Source organism: Nocardioides pymetrozini (assembly GCF_046058985.1).
GTDB lineage: Bacteria > Actinomycetota > Actinomycetes > Propionibacteriales > Nocardioidaceae > Nocardioides.
This window is the reverse complement of sequence record NZ_CP175556.1, coordinates 3,460,654-3,479,615: the sequence shown is the minus strand read 5'-3', so window position 1 is coordinate 3,479,615 and position 18,962 is coordinate 3,460,654. Positions and strand designations below refer to the sequence as shown.

20 protein-coding genes are annotated in these 18,962 nt (G+C 73.1%); 12 read left to right on the top strand and 8 right to left on the bottom strand.

From position 1 onward, the window contains the following. The first annotated feature begins 54 nt into the window (after positions 1-54). The 3 genes from rplQ to ACJ5H2_RS16980 all read left to right on the top strand — a co-directional run bounded on the left by rplQ (position 55) and on the right by ACJ5H2_RS16980 (position 2,394). On the top strand, positions 55-669 hold the full coding sequence (rplQ, locus tag ACJ5H2_RS16990) for a 50S ribosomal protein L17 (protein WP_408896618.1): 615 nt from the start codon (positions 55-57) through the stop codon (positions 667-669). Between the two features lie 91 nt (positions 670-760). Continuing rightward, positions 761-1,777 carry a 4-hydroxy-3-methylbut-2-enyl diphosphate reductase gene (locus ACJ5H2_RS16985; protein WP_408896617.1) on the top strand — a complete coding sequence of 339 codons (1,017 nt, stop codon included), beginning with the start codon at positions 761-763 and terminating at the stop codon, positions 1,775-1,777. After that, complete coding sequence (locus ACJ5H2_RS16980) at positions 1,777-2,394, top strand: L-threonylcarbamoyladenylate synthase (RefSeq protein WP_408896616.1); 618 nt, start codon at positions 1,777-1,779, stop codon at positions 2,392-2,394. Before ACJ5H2_RS16985 ends, ACJ5H2_RS16980 begins: the two co-directional genes overlap by 1 nt. Here ACJ5H2_RS16980 and ACJ5H2_RS16975 read toward each other — a convergent pair. The 6 genes from ACJ5H2_RS16975 to ACJ5H2_RS16950 form a co-directional block, all read right to left on the bottom strand. Continuing rightward, on the bottom strand, positions 2,391-2,813 hold the full coding sequence (locus tag ACJ5H2_RS16975) for a DUF6542 domain-containing protein (RefSeq protein ID WP_408896615.1): 423 nt from the start codon (positions 2,811-2,813) through the stop codon (positions 2,391-2,393). The two genes, ACJ5H2_RS16980 and ACJ5H2_RS16975, sit on opposite strands and share 4 nt — an antisense overlap. A 74-nt stretch (positions 2,814-2,887) precedes the next feature. Then, the gene (locus ACJ5H2_RS16970) at positions 2,888-3,328 is read right to left on the bottom strand and encodes a hypothetical protein (RefSeq protein ID WP_408896614.1); all 441 of its coding nucleotides are present in this window, start codon (positions 3,326-3,328) and stop codon (positions 2,888-2,890) included. A 10-nt stretch (positions 3,329-3,338) separates the two neighbouring features. Next, positions 3,339-3,776: a hypothetical protein gene (locus ACJ5H2_RS16965; protein ID WP_408896613.1), complete on the bottom strand. Its 438-nt coding sequence runs from the start codon at positions 3,774-3,776 to the stop codon at positions 3,339-3,341. After that, positions 3,773-4,372: a hypothetical protein gene (locus tag ACJ5H2_RS16960; protein ID WP_408896612.1), complete on the bottom strand. Its 600-nt coding sequence runs from the start codon at positions 4,370-4,372 to the stop codon at positions 3,773-3,775. The genes ACJ5H2_RS16965 and ACJ5H2_RS16960 overlap by 4 nt, the downstream gene beginning before the upstream one ends. A gap of 3 nt (positions 4,373-4,375) precedes the next feature. Next, on the bottom strand, positions 4,376-5,095 hold the full coding sequence (locus tag ACJ5H2_RS16955) for a hypothetical protein (RefSeq protein ID WP_408896611.1): 720 nt from the start codon (positions 5,093-5,095) through the stop codon (positions 4,376-4,378). Between the two features lie 116 nt (positions 5,096-5,211). After that, a complete protein-coding gene (locus ACJ5H2_RS16950; protein WP_408896610.1) occupies positions 5,212-6,291 on the bottom strand; it encodes an ABC transporter ATP-binding protein in 1,080 nt (359 codons plus the stop codon). 83 nt (positions 6,292-6,374) lie between these two features. On the opposite strand from ACJ5H2_RS16950, the gene ACJ5H2_RS16945 reads away from it, so the two are divergent. The 8 genes from ACJ5H2_RS16945 (at position 6,375) to ACJ5H2_RS16910 (ending at position 14,835) form a co-directional block, all read left to right on the top strand. Next, positions 6,375-7,505: an ROK family protein gene (locus ACJ5H2_RS16945; protein WP_408896609.1), complete on the top strand. Its 1,131-nt coding sequence runs from the start codon at positions 6,375-6,377 to the stop codon at positions 7,503-7,505. Positions 7,506-7,573: 68 nt separating this feature from the next. After that, positions 7,574-8,857, top strand: a complete 1,284-nt coding sequence (locus ACJ5H2_RS16940; RefSeq protein ID WP_408896608.1) for an extracellular solute-binding protein — start codon at positions 7,574-7,576, stop codon at positions 8,855-8,857. A 31-nt stretch (positions 8,858-8,888) separates the two neighbouring features. Continuing rightward, positions 8,889-9,776, top strand: a complete 888-nt coding sequence (locus ACJ5H2_RS16935; RefSeq protein WP_408896607.1) for a carbohydrate ABC transporter permease — start codon at positions 8,889-8,891, stop codon at positions 9,774-9,776. A gap of 5 nt (positions 9,777-9,781) precedes the next feature. Beyond that, positions 9,782-10,624, top strand: a complete 843-nt coding sequence (locus ACJ5H2_RS16930; RefSeq protein ID WP_408896606.1) for a carbohydrate ABC transporter permease — start codon at positions 9,782-9,784, stop codon at positions 10,622-10,624. Beyond that, the gene (locus tag ACJ5H2_RS16925) at positions 10,621-12,048 is read left to right on the top strand and encodes a glycoside hydrolase family 3 N-terminal domain-containing protein (protein WP_408896604.1); all 1,428 of its coding nucleotides are present in this window, start codon (positions 10,621-10,623) and stop codon (positions 12,046-12,048) included. Before ACJ5H2_RS16930 ends, ACJ5H2_RS16925 begins: the two co-directional genes overlap by 4 nt. Further along, positions 12,045-12,944: an ROK family protein gene (locus ACJ5H2_RS16920; RefSeq protein WP_408896603.1), complete on the top strand. Its 900-nt coding sequence runs from the start codon at positions 12,045-12,047 to the stop codon at positions 12,942-12,944. The genes ACJ5H2_RS16925 and ACJ5H2_RS16920 overlap by 4 nt, the downstream gene beginning before the upstream one ends. Next, positions 12,941-14,047, top strand: a complete 1,107-nt coding sequence (locus ACJ5H2_RS16915; RefSeq protein WP_408896602.1) for an N-acetylglucosamine-6-phosphate deacetylase — start codon at positions 12,941-12,943, stop codon at positions 14,045-14,047. Before ACJ5H2_RS16920 ends, ACJ5H2_RS16915 begins: the two co-directional genes overlap by 4 nt. Continuing rightward, complete coding sequence (locus ACJ5H2_RS16910; RefSeq protein ID WP_408896601.1) at positions 14,047-14,835, top strand: glucosamine-6-phosphate deaminase; 789 nt, start codon at positions 14,047-14,049, stop codon at positions 14,833-14,835. The genes ACJ5H2_RS16915 and ACJ5H2_RS16910 overlap by 1 nt, the downstream gene beginning before the upstream one ends. A gap of 15 nt (positions 14,836-14,850) precedes the next feature. On the opposite strand, the gene ACJ5H2_RS16905 is transcribed toward ACJ5H2_RS16910, so the two are convergent. After that, positions 14,851-15,642, bottom strand: coding sequence for an exodeoxyribonuclease III (locus tag ACJ5H2_RS16905; RefSeq protein ID WP_408896600.1), 792 nt, complete (start codon positions 15,640-15,642; stop codon positions 14,851-14,853). A 22-nt stretch (positions 15,643-15,664) separates the two neighbouring features. On the opposite strand from ACJ5H2_RS16905, the gene ACJ5H2_RS16900 reads away from it, so the two are divergent. Continuing rightward, positions 15,665-16,780, top strand: coding sequence for a glycosyltransferase 87 family protein (locus tag ACJ5H2_RS16900; protein ID WP_408896599.1), 1,116 nt, complete (start codon positions 15,665-15,667; stop codon positions 16,778-16,780). Here the strand turns inward: ACJ5H2_RS16900 and ACJ5H2_RS16895 are convergent. Then, positions 16,758-18,950, bottom strand: coding sequence for a CDP-alcohol phosphatidyltransferase family protein (locus ACJ5H2_RS16895; RefSeq protein ID WP_408896598.1), 2,193 nt, complete (start codon positions 18,948-18,950; stop codon positions 16,758-16,760). The two genes, ACJ5H2_RS16900 and ACJ5H2_RS16895, sit on opposite strands and share 23 nt — an antisense overlap. Positions 18,951-18,962: the final 12 nt, after the last annotated feature.

Genomic DNA, 18,962 nt, shown 5'->3' with positions numbered 1-18,962 from the left:
CGGCCGGACCGATCTCCCGGTACCTGACACGGCCGGGGAGAAACGAGAGAAGCAATGCCCAAGCCCAAGAAGGGCCCCCGCCTCGGCGGCGGCGCCGCGCACCAGCGCCTCATCCTGTCGAACCTGGCCACCGCGCTCTTCGAGCACGGCCGGATCACGACCACCGAGGCCAAGGCGCGGACCCTGCGCCCGTATGCCGAGAAGCTGATCACCAAGGCGAAGAAGGCGCACGCCGGCGAGAACCCGCTGCACCAGCGCCGCGAGGTCCTCAAGGTCATCCGCGACAAGGGCGTCGTGCACACCCTGTTCGAGGACATCGCGCCGACCTTCGCCGAGCGTCCGGGTGGCTACACCCGGATCACCAAGATCGGCAACCGTGCCGGCGACAACGCCCCCATGGCCGTCATCGAGCTGGTGACCGACGCGTTCACCCCGTCGGCTCCGACCGCCAAGGCCGCCCCGGCCGCCGAGGTCACCAAGCCGGCCGAGACCGCGCCGGCCGAGGTCGAGGCGACCAACGAGGCCGGTGAGACCGAGGTCGTCGAGACCGAGGCCGCCGACGTCGAGACGGCCGAGGCGGAGACCACCGCGGAGGAGGCCCCCGCCGAGGAGGCCGCCACCGAGGAGGCTGCCACCGAGGAGTCCGCCGAGGACGCCGAGAAGGCCTGAGCATCGCGCCGTGTCGACGGCCCGTCGCCCGTGAGGGCGGCGGGCCGTCGTGCTTTTCCGGGGCTCCGCCGGCGTCCGTAGACTGGGGACCATGAGCATCGACCTGGGAACGCCGCGCCTGCTCGAGGACGCCGAGCGCGAGGTGCTGCTCGCCGACCCGCGCGGCTACTGCGCCGGGGTCGACCGCGCCGTGGTGACCGTCGAGCAGGCGCTCGACCTCTACGGCTCGCCCGTCTACGTCCGCAAGCAGATCGTGCACAACAAGCACGTCGTGTCGAACCTCGAGTCGCGCGGCGCGATCTTCGTGGAGGAGCTCGACGAGGTCCCGCCCGGCGCGACCGTCGTGTTCTCCGCGCACGGCGTCTCGCCGGCGGTCCACCGCCAGGCCGCCGAGCGCGAGCTGAAGACGATCGACGCCACCTGCCCGCTGGTGACCAAGGTCCACCGCGAGGCGGTCCGCTTCGCGGGTGAGGGCTACACCATCTTGCTCATCGGGCACGCCGGCCACGAGGAGGTCGAGGGGACGGCGGGGGAGGCCCCCGACCAGACCGTGCTCGTCGAGCACCCCGACGACGTCGACCGGCTCGAGTTCCCGCCCGACGCCAAGCTCGCCTGGCTGTCCCAGACCACGCTGAGCGTCGACGAGACGATGGAGACGGTGAGCCGGCTGCGCGCGAAGTTCCCCCAGCTGGAGGACCCGCCCAGCGACGACATCTGCTACGCCACCCAGAACCGGCAGGTGGCGGTCAAGGAGATCGGCGCGACCGCCGACCTGGTGATCGTGGTCGGCTCGGCGAACTCCTCCAACTCCGTGCGCCTGGTGGAGGTCGCCCTGGAGGCCGGGGCCAAGGCGTCGTACCGGATCGACGACGTGTCCGAGCTGGACGAGTCCTGGCTCGACGGTGCCGCGACCGTGAGCGTCACGTCGGGCGCCTCGGTCCCCGACCACCTCGTCACGGAGGTCCTGGCCTATCTCGCCGAGCGTGGCTACCCGGACGCCCGCGCGGTCCAGACGGCGGAGGAGACGCTCGCGTTCTCCCTGCCCAAGGAGCTGCACCGCGACCTCAAGGCCGCCGGCCGGAGCACCAAGACGGCCGTCCGCGTCTGATGGCCCGCTATCTCGACGTCCACCCCGACAACCCGCAGCCGCGGGCGCTCCAGCAGATCGTCGCCGCGCTGCAGGACGACGCGCTGATCGCCTATCCGACCGACTCCGGGTACGCCCTGGGCTGCCGGGTCGGCAACCGCGACGGGCGCGACCGGATCCTCAAGATCCGTGGCCTGGACGAGAAGCACCACTTCACCTTGGTCTGCCGCGACTTCTCCCAGCTCGGGCAGCTGGTCCACGTCGACAACGCGGCGTTCCGGGCGATCCGCTCGGCGACGCCGGGGCCCTACACCTTCATCCTGCCGGGCATGCCCGACGTGCCCCGACGGCTGCTGCATCCCAAGAAGCGCACGGTCGGCGTCCGGATCCCCGACCACACCTTCGTGCAGGCGCTCCTGGCGGAGCTGGGCGAGCCGCTGCTCACGTCCACCCTGATCCTGCCCGGCGAGACCGAGCCGCGCACGATGGGCTGGGAGGTGAAGGAGGACCTCGACCACGAGGTCGACATCGTGGTCGAGGCGGGCGAGGTGCGGCCGGAGCCGACCACGGTCGTCGACTGGTCGGACGGCGCGCCGGAGATCCTGCGTCGCGGCGCGGGGGACCCGGACCGCTTCTAGCGCGGTCGGCGCGCGACGAAGGAGCGCCGCAGGGCCAGCAGACCGAGGCAGGCGGCGTACCCGAGCGCGAGCGCGATCCCGTGGCGCGACAGTCCGGCGACGGCCGCCTGCGCGAAGCCGTCGTCCGGACGGGCGATGCTGCCGCGCTCGGCCACGGCGAGCAGCAGGACGACCAGCGCCATGGCCAGCGGCGGCATCACCCCGACGGCGAAGAAGTCGCGGGGCCGTACGGCGAGGGCGGCCGCGACGCAGACCGTGACGAACACCAGGTCGAAGAACAGGCCGAGACCCTCCGAGAGCAGCAGGTCGGCCACGGCGGCCGTGAGCAGCAGGGCGAAGCCCAGCGAGACGACCTCCCGACCGGGCTGTCGTCCCTCCTCCCACAGGGTGTGGGGGCGTGGGTGCAGAGCACTGCTCACCCCTCCACGCTAGGCGAACTGGGCCGCCGACCGGTGGACTCGGCCCGGCGAGCCGAGTGGTTTGCCCTGGGGCCTCAGGCGGTGCGCTCGCCGATCGCGGCCACGACGACCTGGATGCGGTCGTCGTGGTACTCGAACTGCAGGTAGTCCTGGCCGACCTGGAACCGGTCGGAGTCGTCCTTGTGCCAGACCGGCTCGCCGAAGCGGGCGCGGACCTCCTCGCGGGTGGCGGTGCCCGACAGGCCGTCGATGAGCTGGTCGGGGCGCGGGTACACCCCCCAGGCCTCGCGAGGCTGGGTTCCGATGAAGACCGCGACGAGCTGGTTGTGGGAGAACATGAACTCGGTGCCGTTCGAGCGGGCGGCGAGGTGGAAGACGACGTTGCCGTCGGCCTCGCGCTGCTCGTTGGTGTCGGTGGTGGGACCGGGCAGGTCGAGCACCGCGGTGAGCGCGGGGTCGTTGGGGTCCATGCCCAGGGCGTCGAGATAGGTCCGGATCTCGCCGGTCACGGTCATCGTGGCCTCCTCATTGCCCGGGTGCGGTCCGCATGACCGTGATGTCGGCGACCCGGTCGTCCACGTAGCCGAAGCGAACGAAGACGTCGTCTACGCTGAACCGGTCGGATGCATCGGTGGACTTCACCGGGGTGCCGAACCGGGCGAGGACGTCGTCGCGCGACGCCGTCCCGGACAGGCCGTCGATCAGGGAGTCCGGCGCCGGATAGGCGCCGTGCTTGTCGTCGGCCACCACCTGGATGATGACCGACTGGAGCACGTCCTCCTCGAAGAGGAAATCGGCTATCGACTGGTCTGCGGTGTAGTAGACCCGCTTGGTCGGGCCGACGGTGAACTCACTGCGCTCGGTGGGCAGCCCGACCAAGGTCATGGCATCGAGCACCTGGGGGTCGCCGAAAGGATGGCCCAGGGCTCCGATCATCACGCCCAGGTCGCCGGTGATGCTCATCCGATGCCTCGCTCCTTGTTCATGTCGATGAGTTTCGCGATGGCGTCACGGACCTCGTCCTGTGAGTACCCGTGCTGCAGCATCAACGCTATCCGATCCTTGTAGTCGGCATTCGCGGCGCCTGCGAGGTCCGCGGCGTCGGCCGCGATCTGGTCGGCGGTGTTCCGCCCGCCATAGGTCCGAGTGTCCCGGTGCACCGATGACGGGAGCTCCACCGTTGCGGCGTTGTTGTAGATGTCGCGCAACTCGTCCGGCTTGAGCGGCCGGTCGAGCTCGATCTCCTTCGCCTTGATGAGGGCCGCCGCCGATGGCACGTGGTCGTGCTCCAGACGGTCGCCCACCTCGGCGCGGCTCTTCAGCTTGGCGTAGGTGTCGACGTCGAGCGGCTGCACCGCGCCGTCGGTCCGCGACCGGTCGCGGGGGATGGAGGGCGTGCTCACGTTGCTCTGGTCGTCGTCGGTCTGCCGCGCCCGGCGGATCATCTCGTCGATCTTGTCCTTCTGGCGGCGCGACCGTCCGGCCGCGCCGTCGCGGCCCGCGCGCCGGATGCCGTCGAGGATCGCGTCGGCGATCTCGTCCCACTGCTGCTTCTTCATCCGTCAGCCTCCGGTGATGTTCAGCGCGGCGATGTCGGCCAGGAACTGCTCGGTAATGCTCTCCTGGTCCTGCGCGTTCGTCTCCAGGTCGGCCGAGGCCTGCTCCAGGGCCGCGAGGTCCATCTGGTACTCGCCCACCTCGCCGACCGCGCCGGTGACCACCGGAGCGTTGAGCACGGCGTCCACGACCGCGGGGATCTGCTGGGTGAACGGCTCGATGATCATCGGGAGCACCTGGGCCATCACCTCCTCCACCGCCATGTCGGTCAGGGCGTCGAGCGCCTTCTTGCGCGCGATGATGAGTCCGGCCGCGACCGCGGCGCCGGCGCCGAAGGTGAACGCGGCGCTCGCCAGTGCGGCGACGACCTGGGCCGCGGTGATGGTGACCTCGGCGATGACCTTGACCTTCAGCGCCAGCACGGCGTCGGCGAAGACGTCGACGCCGGTGGCGGCCGGGTCGATGAAGTCGACCAGCTGCTGAAGGTGCTGCGAGCGGGCCTGGTTCCAGCCGTCCGCATAGGCCAGACCCGCGTTGCCCTTCGTGGTGCCGACGACGTCGGCGTTGATGCGCTGGTCGGCCCAGGCGATCGTCGCGTCGAGGTCCTCGCCGTACTGGCGCAGCAGGACCGCGGCCTTGCGGATCTCGTCCTCGTCGAGGTCGGGCCATTCGAAGCCGAGCTTGTCCATGATCCAGATCAGCTCATTTGGGAGCATCATGCCCATGATGTCCTCCTCGGATAGGTCGGCGTGCCGTGACCGCGGTCGTCCACGAAGGGGCTGCTGCCCGCTGTCGAGCGTCTGAAACGCTCGGAGCCGAATTTCGGTCGCAGCTCCTGAGGTCAGGGGCCGAGCCGGCGGCCGGTGACCGAGTCGAAGACGTGGGCCGCCCCCTCCGGGACGGCCACGTGCAGGATGTCGTCGGGAGTGACGTGTCCGCGCGAGGGGAGCCGGACGGCGACGGCCGCGCTGCGGTCGCCCAGGTCGGCCACGCCGTGGGCGAAGCCGTCGGAGCCGAGCTCCTCGACCAGGCTGACCCGGACCGGGACGCCGGCGCCGGGCGGCACGAGCGTCCATGCCTCCGGGCGGATCCCGACGGTGACCTCCGGCGTGAGCGCGGCGCGCGCTGCGGGGTCGAGCGGGACGGTGCATCCGCCGACGCTGAGGCCGTCGTCCGCGACCTTGCCCGGGAGCAGGTTCATCTGGGGCGACCCGATGAAGCCGGCCACGAAGAGGTTCGCCGGCCGGTCGTAGAGCGCCAGCGGCACGTCGACCTGCTGGATGCGGCCGCCGCTCATGACCGCCACCCGGTCTCCCATCGTCATCGCCTCGACCTGGTCGTGCGTGACGTACACCGTGGTGACGCCGAGCTCGCGCTGGAGCCGGGCGATGTCGCTGCGGGTCTGCACCCGCATCTTCGCGTCGAGGTTGGACAGCGGCTCGTCCATGCAGAAGACCTGCGGGGAGCGCACGATCGCCCGGCCCATCGCCACGCGCTGCCGCTGGCCTCCGGAGAGCTGCTTGGGCAGGCGGTCGAGAAGGTCGGTGAGCCCGAGCAGGGCGGCGGCATCGTGGACCCGGCGCTCCCGCTCCTGGCGGTCGACCTTCGCGATCCTCAACGCGAAGGCGAGGTTCTCCCGCACCGACTTGTGGGGGTAGAGCGCATAGCTCTGGAACACCATGGCGATGTCGCGGTCCTTGGGGGGCAGCCGGGTGACGTCGCGCTCGCCGATCAGGATCCGCCCGGCGTCGACCTCCTCCAGCCCGGCCAGCATCCGCAGGGTCGTGGTCTTCCCGCAGCCGGACGGGCCGACCAGGACGAGGAACTCCCCGTCCTCGACGACGAGGTCGATGCCCGGTACGGCGGGGGAGTCGGCGCCGGCGTACCACCGCTGCGCGCCCTCGAAGGTGATGCTGGCCATGGCTGCTCCTCGGCTAGATCCGTGTGACCTGGATCGCATTCTGCTCTTGCGAGGGTATATGTAAGTGTGCTGAACTAACAAACATGTCCTGGCGCAGCCCGACCTCCCGCTCACCCCGGGAGCGGATCAAGCTCGACCGTGCCGACTCGCGCCGGCACCACCGCTCGATGCTGCTCCAGGAGCTCTTCGCCGCCGGACCCGCCAGCCGCGCGGACCTGGCTCGCAGCAGCGGCCTCACCCGGGTCACCGTCTCGGACCTGGTCGCCGAGCTGCTCGCCGAGGGCCTGGTCGAGGAGCTCGGTACGCCGAGCGAGAGCCGCGTCGGGAAGCCCCCGACGATGGTCGGGCTGGTGGCGGACGCCAAGCACGTCGTGGCCATCGACCTCTCCGTCGACGACCAGGTCGCCGGCGCCGTGCTCACCCTCGAGGGGGAGGTCGTGCTCCGCGATGCCCGGGCGCGCGAGGGCCGGCGGGGTGCCGATGCCGTGTCCCAGGTGCAGGTGCGCGAGCTCGCGACCGAGCTGGTCGCGCGCAGCAGCCGCCCCCTGCTGGGTGTCGCCGTGGCGACCCCCGGTGTGGTCACCTCGGACGGCGTGGTGCTCGACGCGCCCAACCTGGGCTGGCACGACCTGCGCCTCGCCGACGAGCTCACCGCCGCGCTCGCGCTGCCCGTCTATGTCGCCAACGACGCCAACACCGCCGTGATGGGGGAGTTCGTCTTCGGCAGCAGGGGCGACGGCGGGCTCCTGCTGCTGCGCCTGAGCACCGGTCTCGGCGCCGGCCTGGTCCTCGGCGGTGCGTTGCTGCACGGCCAGGGCGGTGCCGCCGGCGAGATCGGCCACGTCCAGGTCGCCCCCGACGGCCCTCGGTGCGGCTGTGGCCGCCTGGGCTGTCTGGAGACCTACCTGGCCGTCCCGCGCCTGCGCCGCGAGCTCGCCGCGGGGGACCCCGAGGCCGTGCTGGCCGACGCGGGCGTCCGGCTGGGCCAGGCGCTCGCGCCGGTCGTCGCCACCCTCAACCTCGGCGAGGTGGTGCTGAGCGGACCGGCCGACCTGGTCGAGCCGCTGGCCCGCGTCGCCGAGCAGGCGGTCCGCGACCGGGTCATGCCGGTCTCGGCGGAGCAGTTCGTCGTCCGTACGTCGTCCCTGGGCGACGACGGCGTCCTCGCCGGAGCCACGGGCGTCGTGCTCGCCGGCGAGCTGGGGGTGTCCTGAGGGACAGGTCATGCGCGGTCCCCACCGAGGGGTCCGCGTCCCGTGAGGAAGATCGAAGGGAAGTAGCGGTGCGAATCAACAAGACGCGGGCGGTCCGAGGACTCGCCATCGCAGCCATCACCGCCCTGGTGGGCGTGACCAGCGCGTGCGGCTCCGACAGCGACGGCGCCGGCGGCGGGGACAAGGACGAGATCGTCGTCTGGCTCAACGGCACCGACACGCCCGACGAGGCGCGCGCGTGGCTGAAGGAGACCTTCGAGGACGAGCACCCCGGCACGACGCTCACGATCGAGCAGCAGGAGTGGGAGGGCCTCGTCGAGCGGCTGACGACCGCGCTGACCTCGGCCGACCAGACGCCCGACGTGGTCGAGGTCGGCAACACCCAGGCCGCCACCTTCACCACGGTGGGCGCCTTCAGCGACCTGTCCGGCGACCTGGAGAGCCTGGGCGGCGACGACCTGCTGCCCGGCTTCGTGGAGGCCGGCAGCGCGGACGGCAAGACCTACGCGGTGCCCTACTACGCGGGCTCGACGTACGTGTTCTACCGCAAGGACCTCTTCGAGAAGGCAGGCATCACCGAGGTTCCCGCGACGATGGCGGACTTCGTCGCCGCCGCCAAGAAGCTCAAGCAGGACAGTGGGCAGGCCGACTTCTCGGGCTACTGGCTGCCCGGCAAGGACTGGCGCGACGGCGCCGCCTTCCTCTGGGACGCGGGCGGCGACTTCGCCGAGCCCGACGGGGAGGGCTGGCGCGCCACCCTCTCGACACCGGAGTCCATCGAGGGCCTGCAGACCTTCCAGGACCTCTACACCTCCGCGTCCGGCGCCCCGGCCGATGCCAACGAGTCGGACCCGGTGACCCCCTTCTGCGCCGGCAAGATCGGCATGATGTCGCGCCCCGGCTGGGTGCACGGCATGCTGACCGACCCGGAGAGCGGCTGCCCGGACCTCGCCGAGCAGGTCGGGGTCTTCGCCCTTCCCGGGAGCGACGGCGAGCCGGCTCCCGTCCTCCTGGGCGGCTCGAACCTCGCGATCTCGGCGAAGTCCCCGCAGCAGGACCTCTCGCGTGAGGTGCTCGAGCTCATGTTGAGCGAGGACTTCCAGACCATCCTCGCCGAGGCCGGGCTCACCCCCGCGAAGCAGTCCCTGGCCGACAAGCTCGGCGACGACGAGTTCGCCCGCGCCACGATCGAGGCCGCGTCGAACGCCAAGCTCACCCCGGCCGCGGCGAGCTGGGCGAGCGTCGAGGGCACGTTCGTGCTCGAGGACCTGTTCAGCAAGATCGCGCAGGGCGGCGACGTCGAGAAGCTCGCGGCCGAGGCCGACGAGCAGATCGACGCCCAGCTGAACTGACCGACGCAGCCCGGCTGGAGGAAGGACACGGATGAGTCGCCGTAGCGCGCCCGGAGCGGGCCTGGTGGCGCCCGCGACCGCGCTGCTCCTGGTCGCGCTCGGCTATCCGCTGGTGCGCCAGGTCGTGCTCTCCCTGCAGGAGTTCGGCCTCGCGCAGCAGTTCGGGCAGCCGCCGGCCTGGGCCGGGCTCGCCAACTACCGCGACCTGGTCACCAGCAGTGAGCTGTGGGTCGTGGTGGCCCGCACCATCGCCTTCTGCTTCGTCAACGCGGGCCTGACCTTCGGCATCGGCCTGGGCCTCGCCCTGGTGATGGCGCGGATGAGCAGGGTGGTGCGGGTCCTCGCGCAGTGCGGACTGCTGCTGGCGTGGGCGATGCCGGTCGTCGCCGCGATGACGGTGTGGCAGTTCCTCTTCGACACCGAGTACGGCGTGGTGAACTGGCTGCTCACGAAGGCGGGCGGCGACTTCTCCGGACACGGCTGGCTGCTCGAGCCGTGGTCCTTCTTCCTCGTGGCGACGATCGTCGTGGTCTGGATGAGCGTGCCGTTCGTGGCGTTCACGATGTACGCCGCGCTCACCCAGGTGCCCGAGGACGTCATCGAGGCGGCCGAGATCGACGGAGCCGGCCCCTGGCAGCGGTTCGTCCACGTGGTGCTGCCCGCGATCCGGCCCGTGCTCCTCGTCGTCGTCCTGCTGCAGGTGATCTGGGACCTGCGGGTGTTCACGCAGATCTACACGCTGCAGAAGGCAGGCGGGGTCAGCGACGACACCAACCTGCTCGGCACCTACATCTACACGCTGGGCATCAAGGGCGGTGACTTCGGCACCGCCGCGGCCGCCGCCATGTTCATGCTGCTCCTGACGGTCGTGCTGACCGCCCCCTACGTGCGGCTGATGATCCGACAGGAAGAGGGTTGAGCGGCATGGCCCGTCGTACCCCCACCGCCGTTCGCATCGGCGCCGACCTCCTCGGAGTCGTGGTGCTGCTGGCCTGCGTGTTCCCCGTCTACTGGATGGTGAGCCGGTCCTTCCTGCCGCGCAACCGGATCAAGGGAGAGGAGCCGGTGCTGTTCCCGTGGGACGGCACGCTGGACAACTACCGCACGATCCTCGGCGACGACGACTTCGGGGACGCGATGGTGACCAGCCTCAGTGTCACCCTGCTGACGGTCGTCGTGGCGCTGCTGTTCGCATTCCTCGCCGCGGTGGCGGTGAGCAGGTTCCGCTTCCGCGGGCGCCGCTCGTTCATCCTCACCCTGCTGCTGATCCAGATGATCCCGGCCGAGGCCCTGTTCATCAGCCAGTACAAGATGCTCGACGGGATGGGACTGCTCAACTCCGTCCTCGGCCTGACCCTCGTGTACGTCGCCGGGGTGCTGCCGTTCACCGTGTGGACCCTGCGAGGGTTCGTGGACGGGGTGCCCCGCGAGCTCGAGGAGGCCGCGATGATGGACGGCTGCTCGCGCACCCAGGCGTTCTTCCGGGTCACCCTGCCCCTGCTCGCGCCGGGCCTCGTCGCGACCGGCGTCTTCGGCTTCATCCAGGCCTGGAACGAGTTCACGCTCGCGGTGGTCGTGATGACGGACCCGGCGAAGGAGACCCTGCCCGTATGGCTGGTCGCATTCACGGACACCCGCAGCCGCGGCGTGGACTGGGGCGCGATCATGGCGTCGTCGACGCTGATCACGATCCCGGTCGTCGTCTTCTTCCTGCTCGTCCAGCGCCGGATGGTGTCCGGCCTGACCGCGGGCGCGGTGAAGGGATGAGCCGGGCCGGGAGCGAGGTCGCCGAGCTGGCGCTGGGGGTGCAGCTGGCGTCCTTCGCCGGGCCGTCGCTGCCGTCGGAGTGGGCGGCGCTGCTGCGTGAGGGCCTGGCCGGGATCTGCCTGTTCGGCTCGAACCTCGCAGGGTCGCTCGACGACGCCGCGGCCCTCGTCCGCGCCCTGCGCCACGAACGGCCCGACGTCCTCGTCGCGACGGACGAGGAGGGCGGCGACGTCACCCGCCTGCACGTCCGCGAGGCGAGCCCGGTGCTCGGCGCCGCGGTGCTGGGGGCGGTCGACGACGTGACGCTGACCCGCCGGGTGGGCGCCGCGGTCGGCGCGGAGCTCGCGGCGGTCGGCATCGACCTGGCCCTCGGGCCGGTCGCCGACGTGAACAGCAACCCGGACAACCCCGTGATCGGGACGCGCAGCTTCGGCGCGGAGCCCGCCCTCGCCGCCCGTCACGTCCGTGCCTGGGTGGAGGGCCTCCAGTCGGCCGGCGTCGCGGCCTGCGTCAAGCACTTCCCAGGACACGGCGACACCGCGCAGGACAGCCATCTCACCGTGCCGGTCGTCGAGGCCTCCGCGGCGGTCCTCGGTGCCCGCGAGCTGGTGCCGTTCCGCGCCGCCGTCGCCGCGGGCGCCGCGTCCGTGATGACCTCCCACCTCCTGGTCCCGGCCGTGGACCCGGCGGCGCCGGCCACCCTGTCGCCTCGGGTCCTGGCGCTCCTGCGGGACGATCTCGGGTACGACGGCGTCGTGGTCAGCGACGCGCTCGACATGGCCGGTGCCTCCCATGGTCGCGGCGTGCCCGAGGCCGCCGTTCTCGCGTTGGCCGCCGGCTGCGACCTGCTGTGCCTGGGCGCCGACAAGGACGCGTCCCTGGTGCGCGAGGTCCAGGCCGCCATCGTCGCCGCCGTCGCCTCCGGGCGTCTCCCCGCTGCCCGTCTCGCCGACGCCGCCACCCGCGTCTCCCAGCTCGCGCGAGGTGTGAGACGTGGGGCCGCGAGGTGTGAGGAAGGGGGCCTCGAGCTGGCCGAGATGGTCGCCGCGGCGCGGCTGGCGTGCGTCGTCGAGGGTGCGCTGCCGGACCTGAGGGACGCCCGCGTGGTCACCATCGCCACGGAGGCCAACATCGCTGTCGGCGCCGGCCGCTGGGGGCTCCACCCCGAAGTCGTCGTCCCGGCCGGCGAGGCGCTGCCGTCGGGGCCCCTCGTCGTCCAGGTCCGCGACGCGCACCGGTACGACGACGTGGCCGCGGCGCTCGCCGCCCACGCCGGCCCCCTGGTCGTCGTGGAGTGGGGCTGGCCCGGCCCACGGACCGGATGGGAGAGCGCCCCGCATCCGCGGATCTGCACGCGGGGCAACGGACAGCCGTCGATCGCGGCGGTGAGCGAGATCCTCGGAGAGGCAGGACTGCGCAGGTGAGCGACGTGCTCATGGGACTCGACATCGGCGCCACGAAGATCCTGGGCGTGGTCGCCTCCGTGGACGGAGTGGTGCTGGACTCGGTACGGGTGGCCAGCCCGACCGGAGGCGCGGCCGTGGTCGCCGCGGCGGCCGAGGTCGTCGGCATGCTCCGTGACACGGCGGGTGCGGGCCTCGACGTCGTCGGCGTCGGCATTCCGGGGCTGGTCGACGTCGACCACGGCACCGTGCGCCATGCCGTGAACCTCGGCGTGGCCGACGGCTACCCCGTCGGCGAGCAGCTCGGTACGGCGACCGGGGCGCGGGTGGTGCTCGACAACGACGCGAACGCCGCGGCACTCGGGGCGGCGGCCGTGCTCGGCGCGAGCGACCTCGCCTACCTGAGCCTCGGCACCGGCCTCGCCGCCGCACTGGTCCTCGACGGCGCCCTGCGCCGCGGGTCGGGCAACGCGGCCGGCGAGATCGGGCACATCCCCGTCGACCCCGCGGGGCCGCGGTGCGAGTGCGGCCAGCGCGGCTGCCTGGAGACCGTCGCGTCCGGCTCGGCCATCGCCGCCCGGTGGCCCGGCGACGGACACCCCGCGGCGCAGGCGCTCTTCGACGCCGCGGCGGACGGCTCGGCCGAGGCGGTCGCCGTCCGCGACCGCTTCGCGGCGCGGGTTGCAGACGCGGTCCGGCTCGTCGCCCTCACCGTCGACCCGGCGGTCGTCGTCCTCGGCGGCGGCGTGGCGCAGGTGGGCGAGCGGCTGCGGGACGCGGTCGCGGACGCCCTCGCCGCCCAGGCCGCGGCCTCGCCGTTCCTGCGCTCGCTCGACTTGGCGGGGCGGCTGCGGATGGCGCCCGGGGACGTACCCGTGGCAGCCCTCGGGGCTGCCCTGCTGGGGAGGCGCTCGTGAGCTCGTTGCGGATCACCGGCGGGTCGCTCGACGTGGCTGTCGTCGACGGCCTGCTCGTCGACCACGTGCCCCCCGGCCTCCCTGAGTACGACGCCCGCGGGCTGCACGTCCTGCCGGGGCTCCTCGACCTGCAGGTCAACGGCGCGGCCGGGATCGACCTGACCCGCGAGCCGCGGCGGCTGTGGGAGGTCGCGGCCGCGCTGCCGGCGTACGGCGTGACCGCCTTCCTCCCGACGGTCATCACCTCCGAACCGGCCGCGCGGACCGCCGCACTCGAGACCCTCGCGGCCGGCCCGCCGTCCGGCTGGAGCGGTGCCTGGCCGCTCGGGCTGCATCTCGAAGGCCCGATGATCTCCCCCGCGCGCCCGGGCGCGCACCCGCGCCGATGGCTGGTGCCGCCGTCGCCCGCGCTGGTCGACGGCTGGTCACGCGCCGACGGCGTCGCGATGGTGACCCTGGCCCCCGAGCTGCCGGGCGCGCTGGAGGTGGTCGCGTCGCTGGTCGAGCGGGGCGTCGTGGTCGCGCTCGGCCACACCGAGGCCACCGCCGAGCAGGTTGCCGCCGCGGCCGACCGGGGCGCCCGCGCCGTCACCCACCTCGGCAACGCCATGCCCCCGCTCGCCGGGCGCGTGCCGGGGCCCGTCGGAGCGGCCCTGGCCGACCCGCGCCTCACCGCGGGCGTCATCGCCGACGGGCACCACCTGCATCCCGCGACCCTCGGCGCCTATGCCCGCGCGCTCGGCCCCGACCGGCTGCTCGCCGTCACCGACTGCACCGCCGGGCTGGGGATGGCCGACGGCCCGGCGCGACTGGGGGACCAGCAGGTCGTCGTACGGGACGGCGCGGTGCGGCTCGCCGACGGCACCCTCGCCGGCTCGGCCGCCGCGCTGCCCGACTGCCTGCGCGTGCTGCGGGCCGCCACGGGGTGGTCGCTCGCGGAGGTCGTCGGCTGCTGCACCCGGGTCGCGGCGGACCTGCTCGGTGACGCGTCGCGTGGGCGGCTGGTCGCGGGTGGGCGCGGCGACGTCACCCTCGTCGACGACGAGCTGCGCGTGGTCGCGACCGTCGTCGGCGGCCGGCTGGTCCACGGAGGTGAGCGCTGATGGAGGTCGTGCCCCTGGACTCGGTGGCAGAGGTCGCTGTGCTCGGCGCGGACGTCCTCGAGGCCGTCGTCCGCGAGCGCGCCGGGTCGGCGGTCCTCGGGTTGGCGACGGGATCGACGCCGGTGCCGACCTATCGCGAGCTGATCCGGCGTCACGAGGCGGGCACCGGACCGTCGTACGACGGGGTGCGCTGCTTCACCCTGGACGAGTACGTCGGCCTGCCGCCGGGCCACCCGCAGAGCTATCGAGCCACGATCGCGCGCGAGCTGACCGACCTGGTCGGCATTCCCGCCGAGCGGGTGCACGGACCCGACCCGACCCCGGACCGGCTGCCCACCGCCGGCCAGCGCTACGAGGAGGCGCTGCGTGCCGCCGGCGGCGTCGACGTGCAGGTGCTCGGCATCGGCACGGATGGCCATCTGGCGTTCAACGAGCCGGGCTCGTCGCTGGCCTCGCTGACCCGCCTCAAGACGCTGACGGAGGAGACCCGCCGCGACAACGCGCGCTTCTTCGGCTCGGTCGACGCAGTGCCGCGCCACGTCCTCACCCAAGGGCTGGGGACGATCCTGCGGGCGCGCCACCTGCTCCTGATCGCGACCGGCCCGGCCAAGGCCGCCGCGCTCGCCGCGGCCGTCGAGGGCCCGCTCACCGCCTCATGCCCCGCGTCGGTGCTGCAGACCCACCCGCACGTGACGGTGCTGGCCGATCCGGAGGCGTCCGCGGAGCTCGAGCGGCGCGACCACTACCGCGAGGTCTACGCCGCGAAGCCGGCCTGGCAGGGCCTCTAGCCACCTCGCTCCGGGTCAGCCGGCGAGGTCCACCACGACCGGCGCGTGGTCCGACGGAGCACCAGCGAAGACCGACGGGTCACGCTCCTCGCGGTCGATGAACGCGCCGGTGACCCGCTCGGCGAAGGGCGGCGAGCCGAGGACGAAGTCGATCTTGAGCCCGCGGTCGCGCTCGAAGCGCTGGCGGTAGTAGTCCCAGTAGGTGTATCCGGGCGCATGCGACCGGGTGACCTCGGTCCAGCCCTCGTCGAGGAAGGCCTGGAACGCGGCGCGCTCGGCCGGTGTGACGTGGGTCGACTTCGCGAACTGGGCGACGTCGAAGACGTCGGCGTCGGTGGGGCAGATGTTCCAGTCGCCCACCAGGGCCGTCGGCGGCTGCGCGGTGTCCAGCCACGCGGTCGAGGCCTCGCGGAGGCGGGAGAGCCAGTCGAGCTTGTACACGTAGTGCGGGTCGTCGGGCTTGCGCCCGTTGGGGACGTAGAGGCTCCACACCCGCACGCCTCCGCAGGTCGCGGCGAGGGCGCGCGCCTCCACCTCGGACGCGTCGCCCCAGCCCGGCTGGTCCGGGAAGCCGACGGTCACGTCCTCGAGGCCGACGCGGCTGATGAGGGCGACGCCGTTCCACTGGTTGAGTCCGTGGGCGACGATCTCGTAGCCGCGTGCCTGCAGTCCCATGAGGGGGAGCTGGTCCTCACGGGCCTTGGTCTCCTGGACGGCGAGCACGTCGACGTCGTGCCGGTCGAGGAAGGCTTCGACGCGGTCGATCCGCGTGCGCAGGGAGTTGACGTTCCAGGTGGCCAGTCGCACCGGCCCACCCTAGGCTCTGGCGATGGTCCGCGTGCCGCGGGGAGTCGGCCCGGCGACGGTGCTCCTGGCCGCCGCCGGCCTCGGTGCCCTGGTGGGAGCCGCCGTCGGCGGCTTCCCCGACCTGCACGTCTACCGGTACGGCGGCGACGTGGTCCTCCACCAGGAGCGCCTGTACGCCCAGGACGACCCGGTCACCGGCTACCCGTTCACCTACCCGCCGTTCGCGGCGGTGCTGATGGTCCCGCTCGCGCTGGTGCCCGGATGGCTGGCCGCCGCACTGTGGACGGCGGCGTCGGCGGCGGCACTCGTCGCGGCCGTCGTCGTCTCCCTGCGGATGCTGGACCTGCCGGCGCCCGGTCGGCTGGTCGCGGCGCTGGGTGCCGGAGCGCTGGCGCTGGAGCCCGTCTGGCAGAGCCTCTCCTTCGGGCAGGTCAACCTGCTGGTGATGGTCGCGCTGCTCGTGGACCTGCGGGACCCCGAGCGACGCTGGTCCGGCGCGATGGTCGGGCTCGTGGCGGGCGTCAAGCTCACGCCGCTCGTCTTGGTGGTGCTGCTCGTGCTGGCCGGGCACCGGCCGGCCGCGGGCCGCGCGATGCTGGCGTTCGCGGGGACGGTCGTCCTCGGGTTCGTGGCGCTGCCCGGCTCCGCCTCGGCGTACTGGACCGACGGCCTGCTCGACGCCCGCCGGGTCGGCCCGCCCGCGCTGGCGCACAACCAGTCGGTGTACGGCGCGCTGACCCGGGCGCTGGGCGAGCCGGCTCCCGGGTGGCTGTGGGTCGCCGTCGCGGGGCCGGTCGCGCTCGCGGTGGTCGGCCTCGCGGCCGTGTGCTCGCGCCGGGGCCGGCGGCTCCTCGCGATCTGCCTCGGGGCGGTGGCGATGCTCGTCGCGTCACCCGTGTCCTGGTCGCACCACTGGGTCTGGGTCGTGCCGCTGACGCTGGTGCTGTGGCAGCGCAGCCGGCTGGCGGGCGTCACCTGGGCGACGCTCTTCGCCGTACGGCCGATCGTGTGGCCGCCCTGGGCGCACGGCCGGGAGTACGACTGGCGGTGGTTCGAGCATCTGCCCGGGAACGCCTACCTGCTCGGCGCGCTCGTCCTGGCCGGGGCGGTCGCGCTCAGGACGGCCCGAAGGCCGTGAGCAGGCGGTCGCGGAAGGCGTCCATCCGCCACACGGGCGCGTCGGGCCGCGGACGGATGCCGGACTGCCAGCCCCAGGCATCGAGCCGGCGGATCACGGCGGGGTCCTGGGCCAGCAGGGTGACCGGCACGTCGCGCCCGGCATCCGGGCCGCTGACGAACGAGTGCGGCTGGTGGTCGCCGGCGATGACCACCACCCGGTCGGGGTCCGGATAGGTCAGCAGGAAGGAGAGCAGGATGCGCCAGGTGTAGCGGACCGACGCGGCATAGTTGCGCTGCGCCGACTCCGGGCGCCGATCGCCGTCGACCGCCTTCGCCCCCCGCTCGGGCATCCCGTCGAAGACCGAGCCATCGCCGACCTCCGACCACGGCACCTCCTCCGGGACCGGCGCCCACGGGTGGTGGCTGGAGACCAGGTCCACCTCGGCGAACACCGGGGGCCGGTCGGGCCGGGCGAGCTCGGTCCGCCGGAGATGCTCGAGCGTGTACTGGTCGGGCATGGACGCGTAGCCGAACTCCGGTCCCCGGTAGCCGATGTCGCGGGAGTCGTAGAGCCGGTCGAAGCCGTAGTACGCCGCACCCTCCGGCCAGTCGCGGGTGTTGGCGGGCACGGTGAACACCGTCCGCCAGCCCGATGCCCTGAAGGCGCCGGTGAGGCTGAGCCGGTCGCTGGCGAGGAGCTGGGCGTAGCGCCGCTCGGTGTCGGTCCAGACCCCGGACTGGAGGGTCGCGTGGGCCAGCCAGCTGCCCGCGCCGAAGGTCGGTGAGGTCAGGAACGCACTGCGCGCCTGGTAGCCCGCGGCACTCAGCCGCCGGTCCCCGTCCTCCAGCAGGTCCACGACCGAGGCAGCGAACCAGCTGTCCTCGAGCGCCACCCGGCCGTAGCTCTCGAACCAGACCAGCAACACGTCCTTGCCGCGCAGGCCCGGCAGGAGATGACCGGCCGGCGTGGACGCGAAGGCGTCGGCCTCGATGGCGCGCGCGAAGACGGCAGTGTCGTGATGGTCGGTGCGCACCTGCTCGACCGTGTCCACGACCAGCCCGGCCGAGCTCGCCGCGGCGACCCGGTCGACGGGGCCTCCGACGGCCGCGCACAGCGCCCACACGGTGCCGAGCGCCACGACGGCGCGCCAGCTGACCCGCGGATGGGCGGCGGCCTCGCGGGCCACGCGCAGTGCCGCCCACGTGAGCAGCGCCGCGAGCGCGACGACGAGGGCGGCAGCCCCGGCGACCAGAAGGCCCGCGGGGACCGCTCCGTGCGTGTCGCGGCTGACCTCGTACGCCTTGGGCAGATAGGACCAGTCGCCGAGCACGTGGAAGTCTCGGTCGAGATAGACCTCGAAGCCCCGGCCCAGGCCCCGCAGCACCGCCAGGGCCGTGGCCGCGAGGCCCGCCCCGACCGCGAGGACGACGCGGGCTCGGGCAGGCAGGACGGTCGCGACGCCGACCAGCACCAGTCCCTCGACGGGGATCCGGGCGAGGTCGGCCACCCCGATGCCGTCGGCCAGGGCTGGCGGGGCGAGGACGAGCCAGAGCGCAGCGGCCGCGGCCCCGGTCAGCAGGCCCGGCGGTGGGCTCGTCGTACCGGCGGGGACGGGGGCGTCGGCCGGATCCGCCCGGTGTCGCCACTGCCACACGATGTCGTGGCCGAACGACTCCACGAGCAGCAGCAGCGCGGCGACGACCCCTGCGCGCGCGGTCGGCTCCGGGAGCAGCGTGGAGGCGGCGAGCGTCAGGACGATGCCCTGGGCCGCCGCGACGACCTTGGCCCAGTAGCGCGGCGGCGTGGGCCGCCGCAGCCAGGGCAGCACGCGCCCGGCCAGGACGTAGGCGTAGCGCATCGCGCCGATCGCCAGCACCCACCAGCCCAGGCTGGGCGCGACGTGCACGCTCAGCACCGCGATGAGGAAGGCGTCGGTCTCCATGTCGAAGCGCGCACCGAAGGCGCTGACGGTGCGGGTCCGCCGGGCGACGTACCCGTCGACGGCGTCGAGCAGGAGCGCCAGGGCGCTGGTCCCCACCAGGACCGCGGTGGTCTGGCCGTCCAGCGGCTCGACGAGGCCGCGGATCGTGAGGACGGCGACCGCGCAGGCGAGCACGGCGCGCACCGCCGTCACCCGGTCCGCCGGGCCGATCCGGGCCCGGCGGATCCCGCCTGCGCGTGTGCTCACGGGACTAGGTTG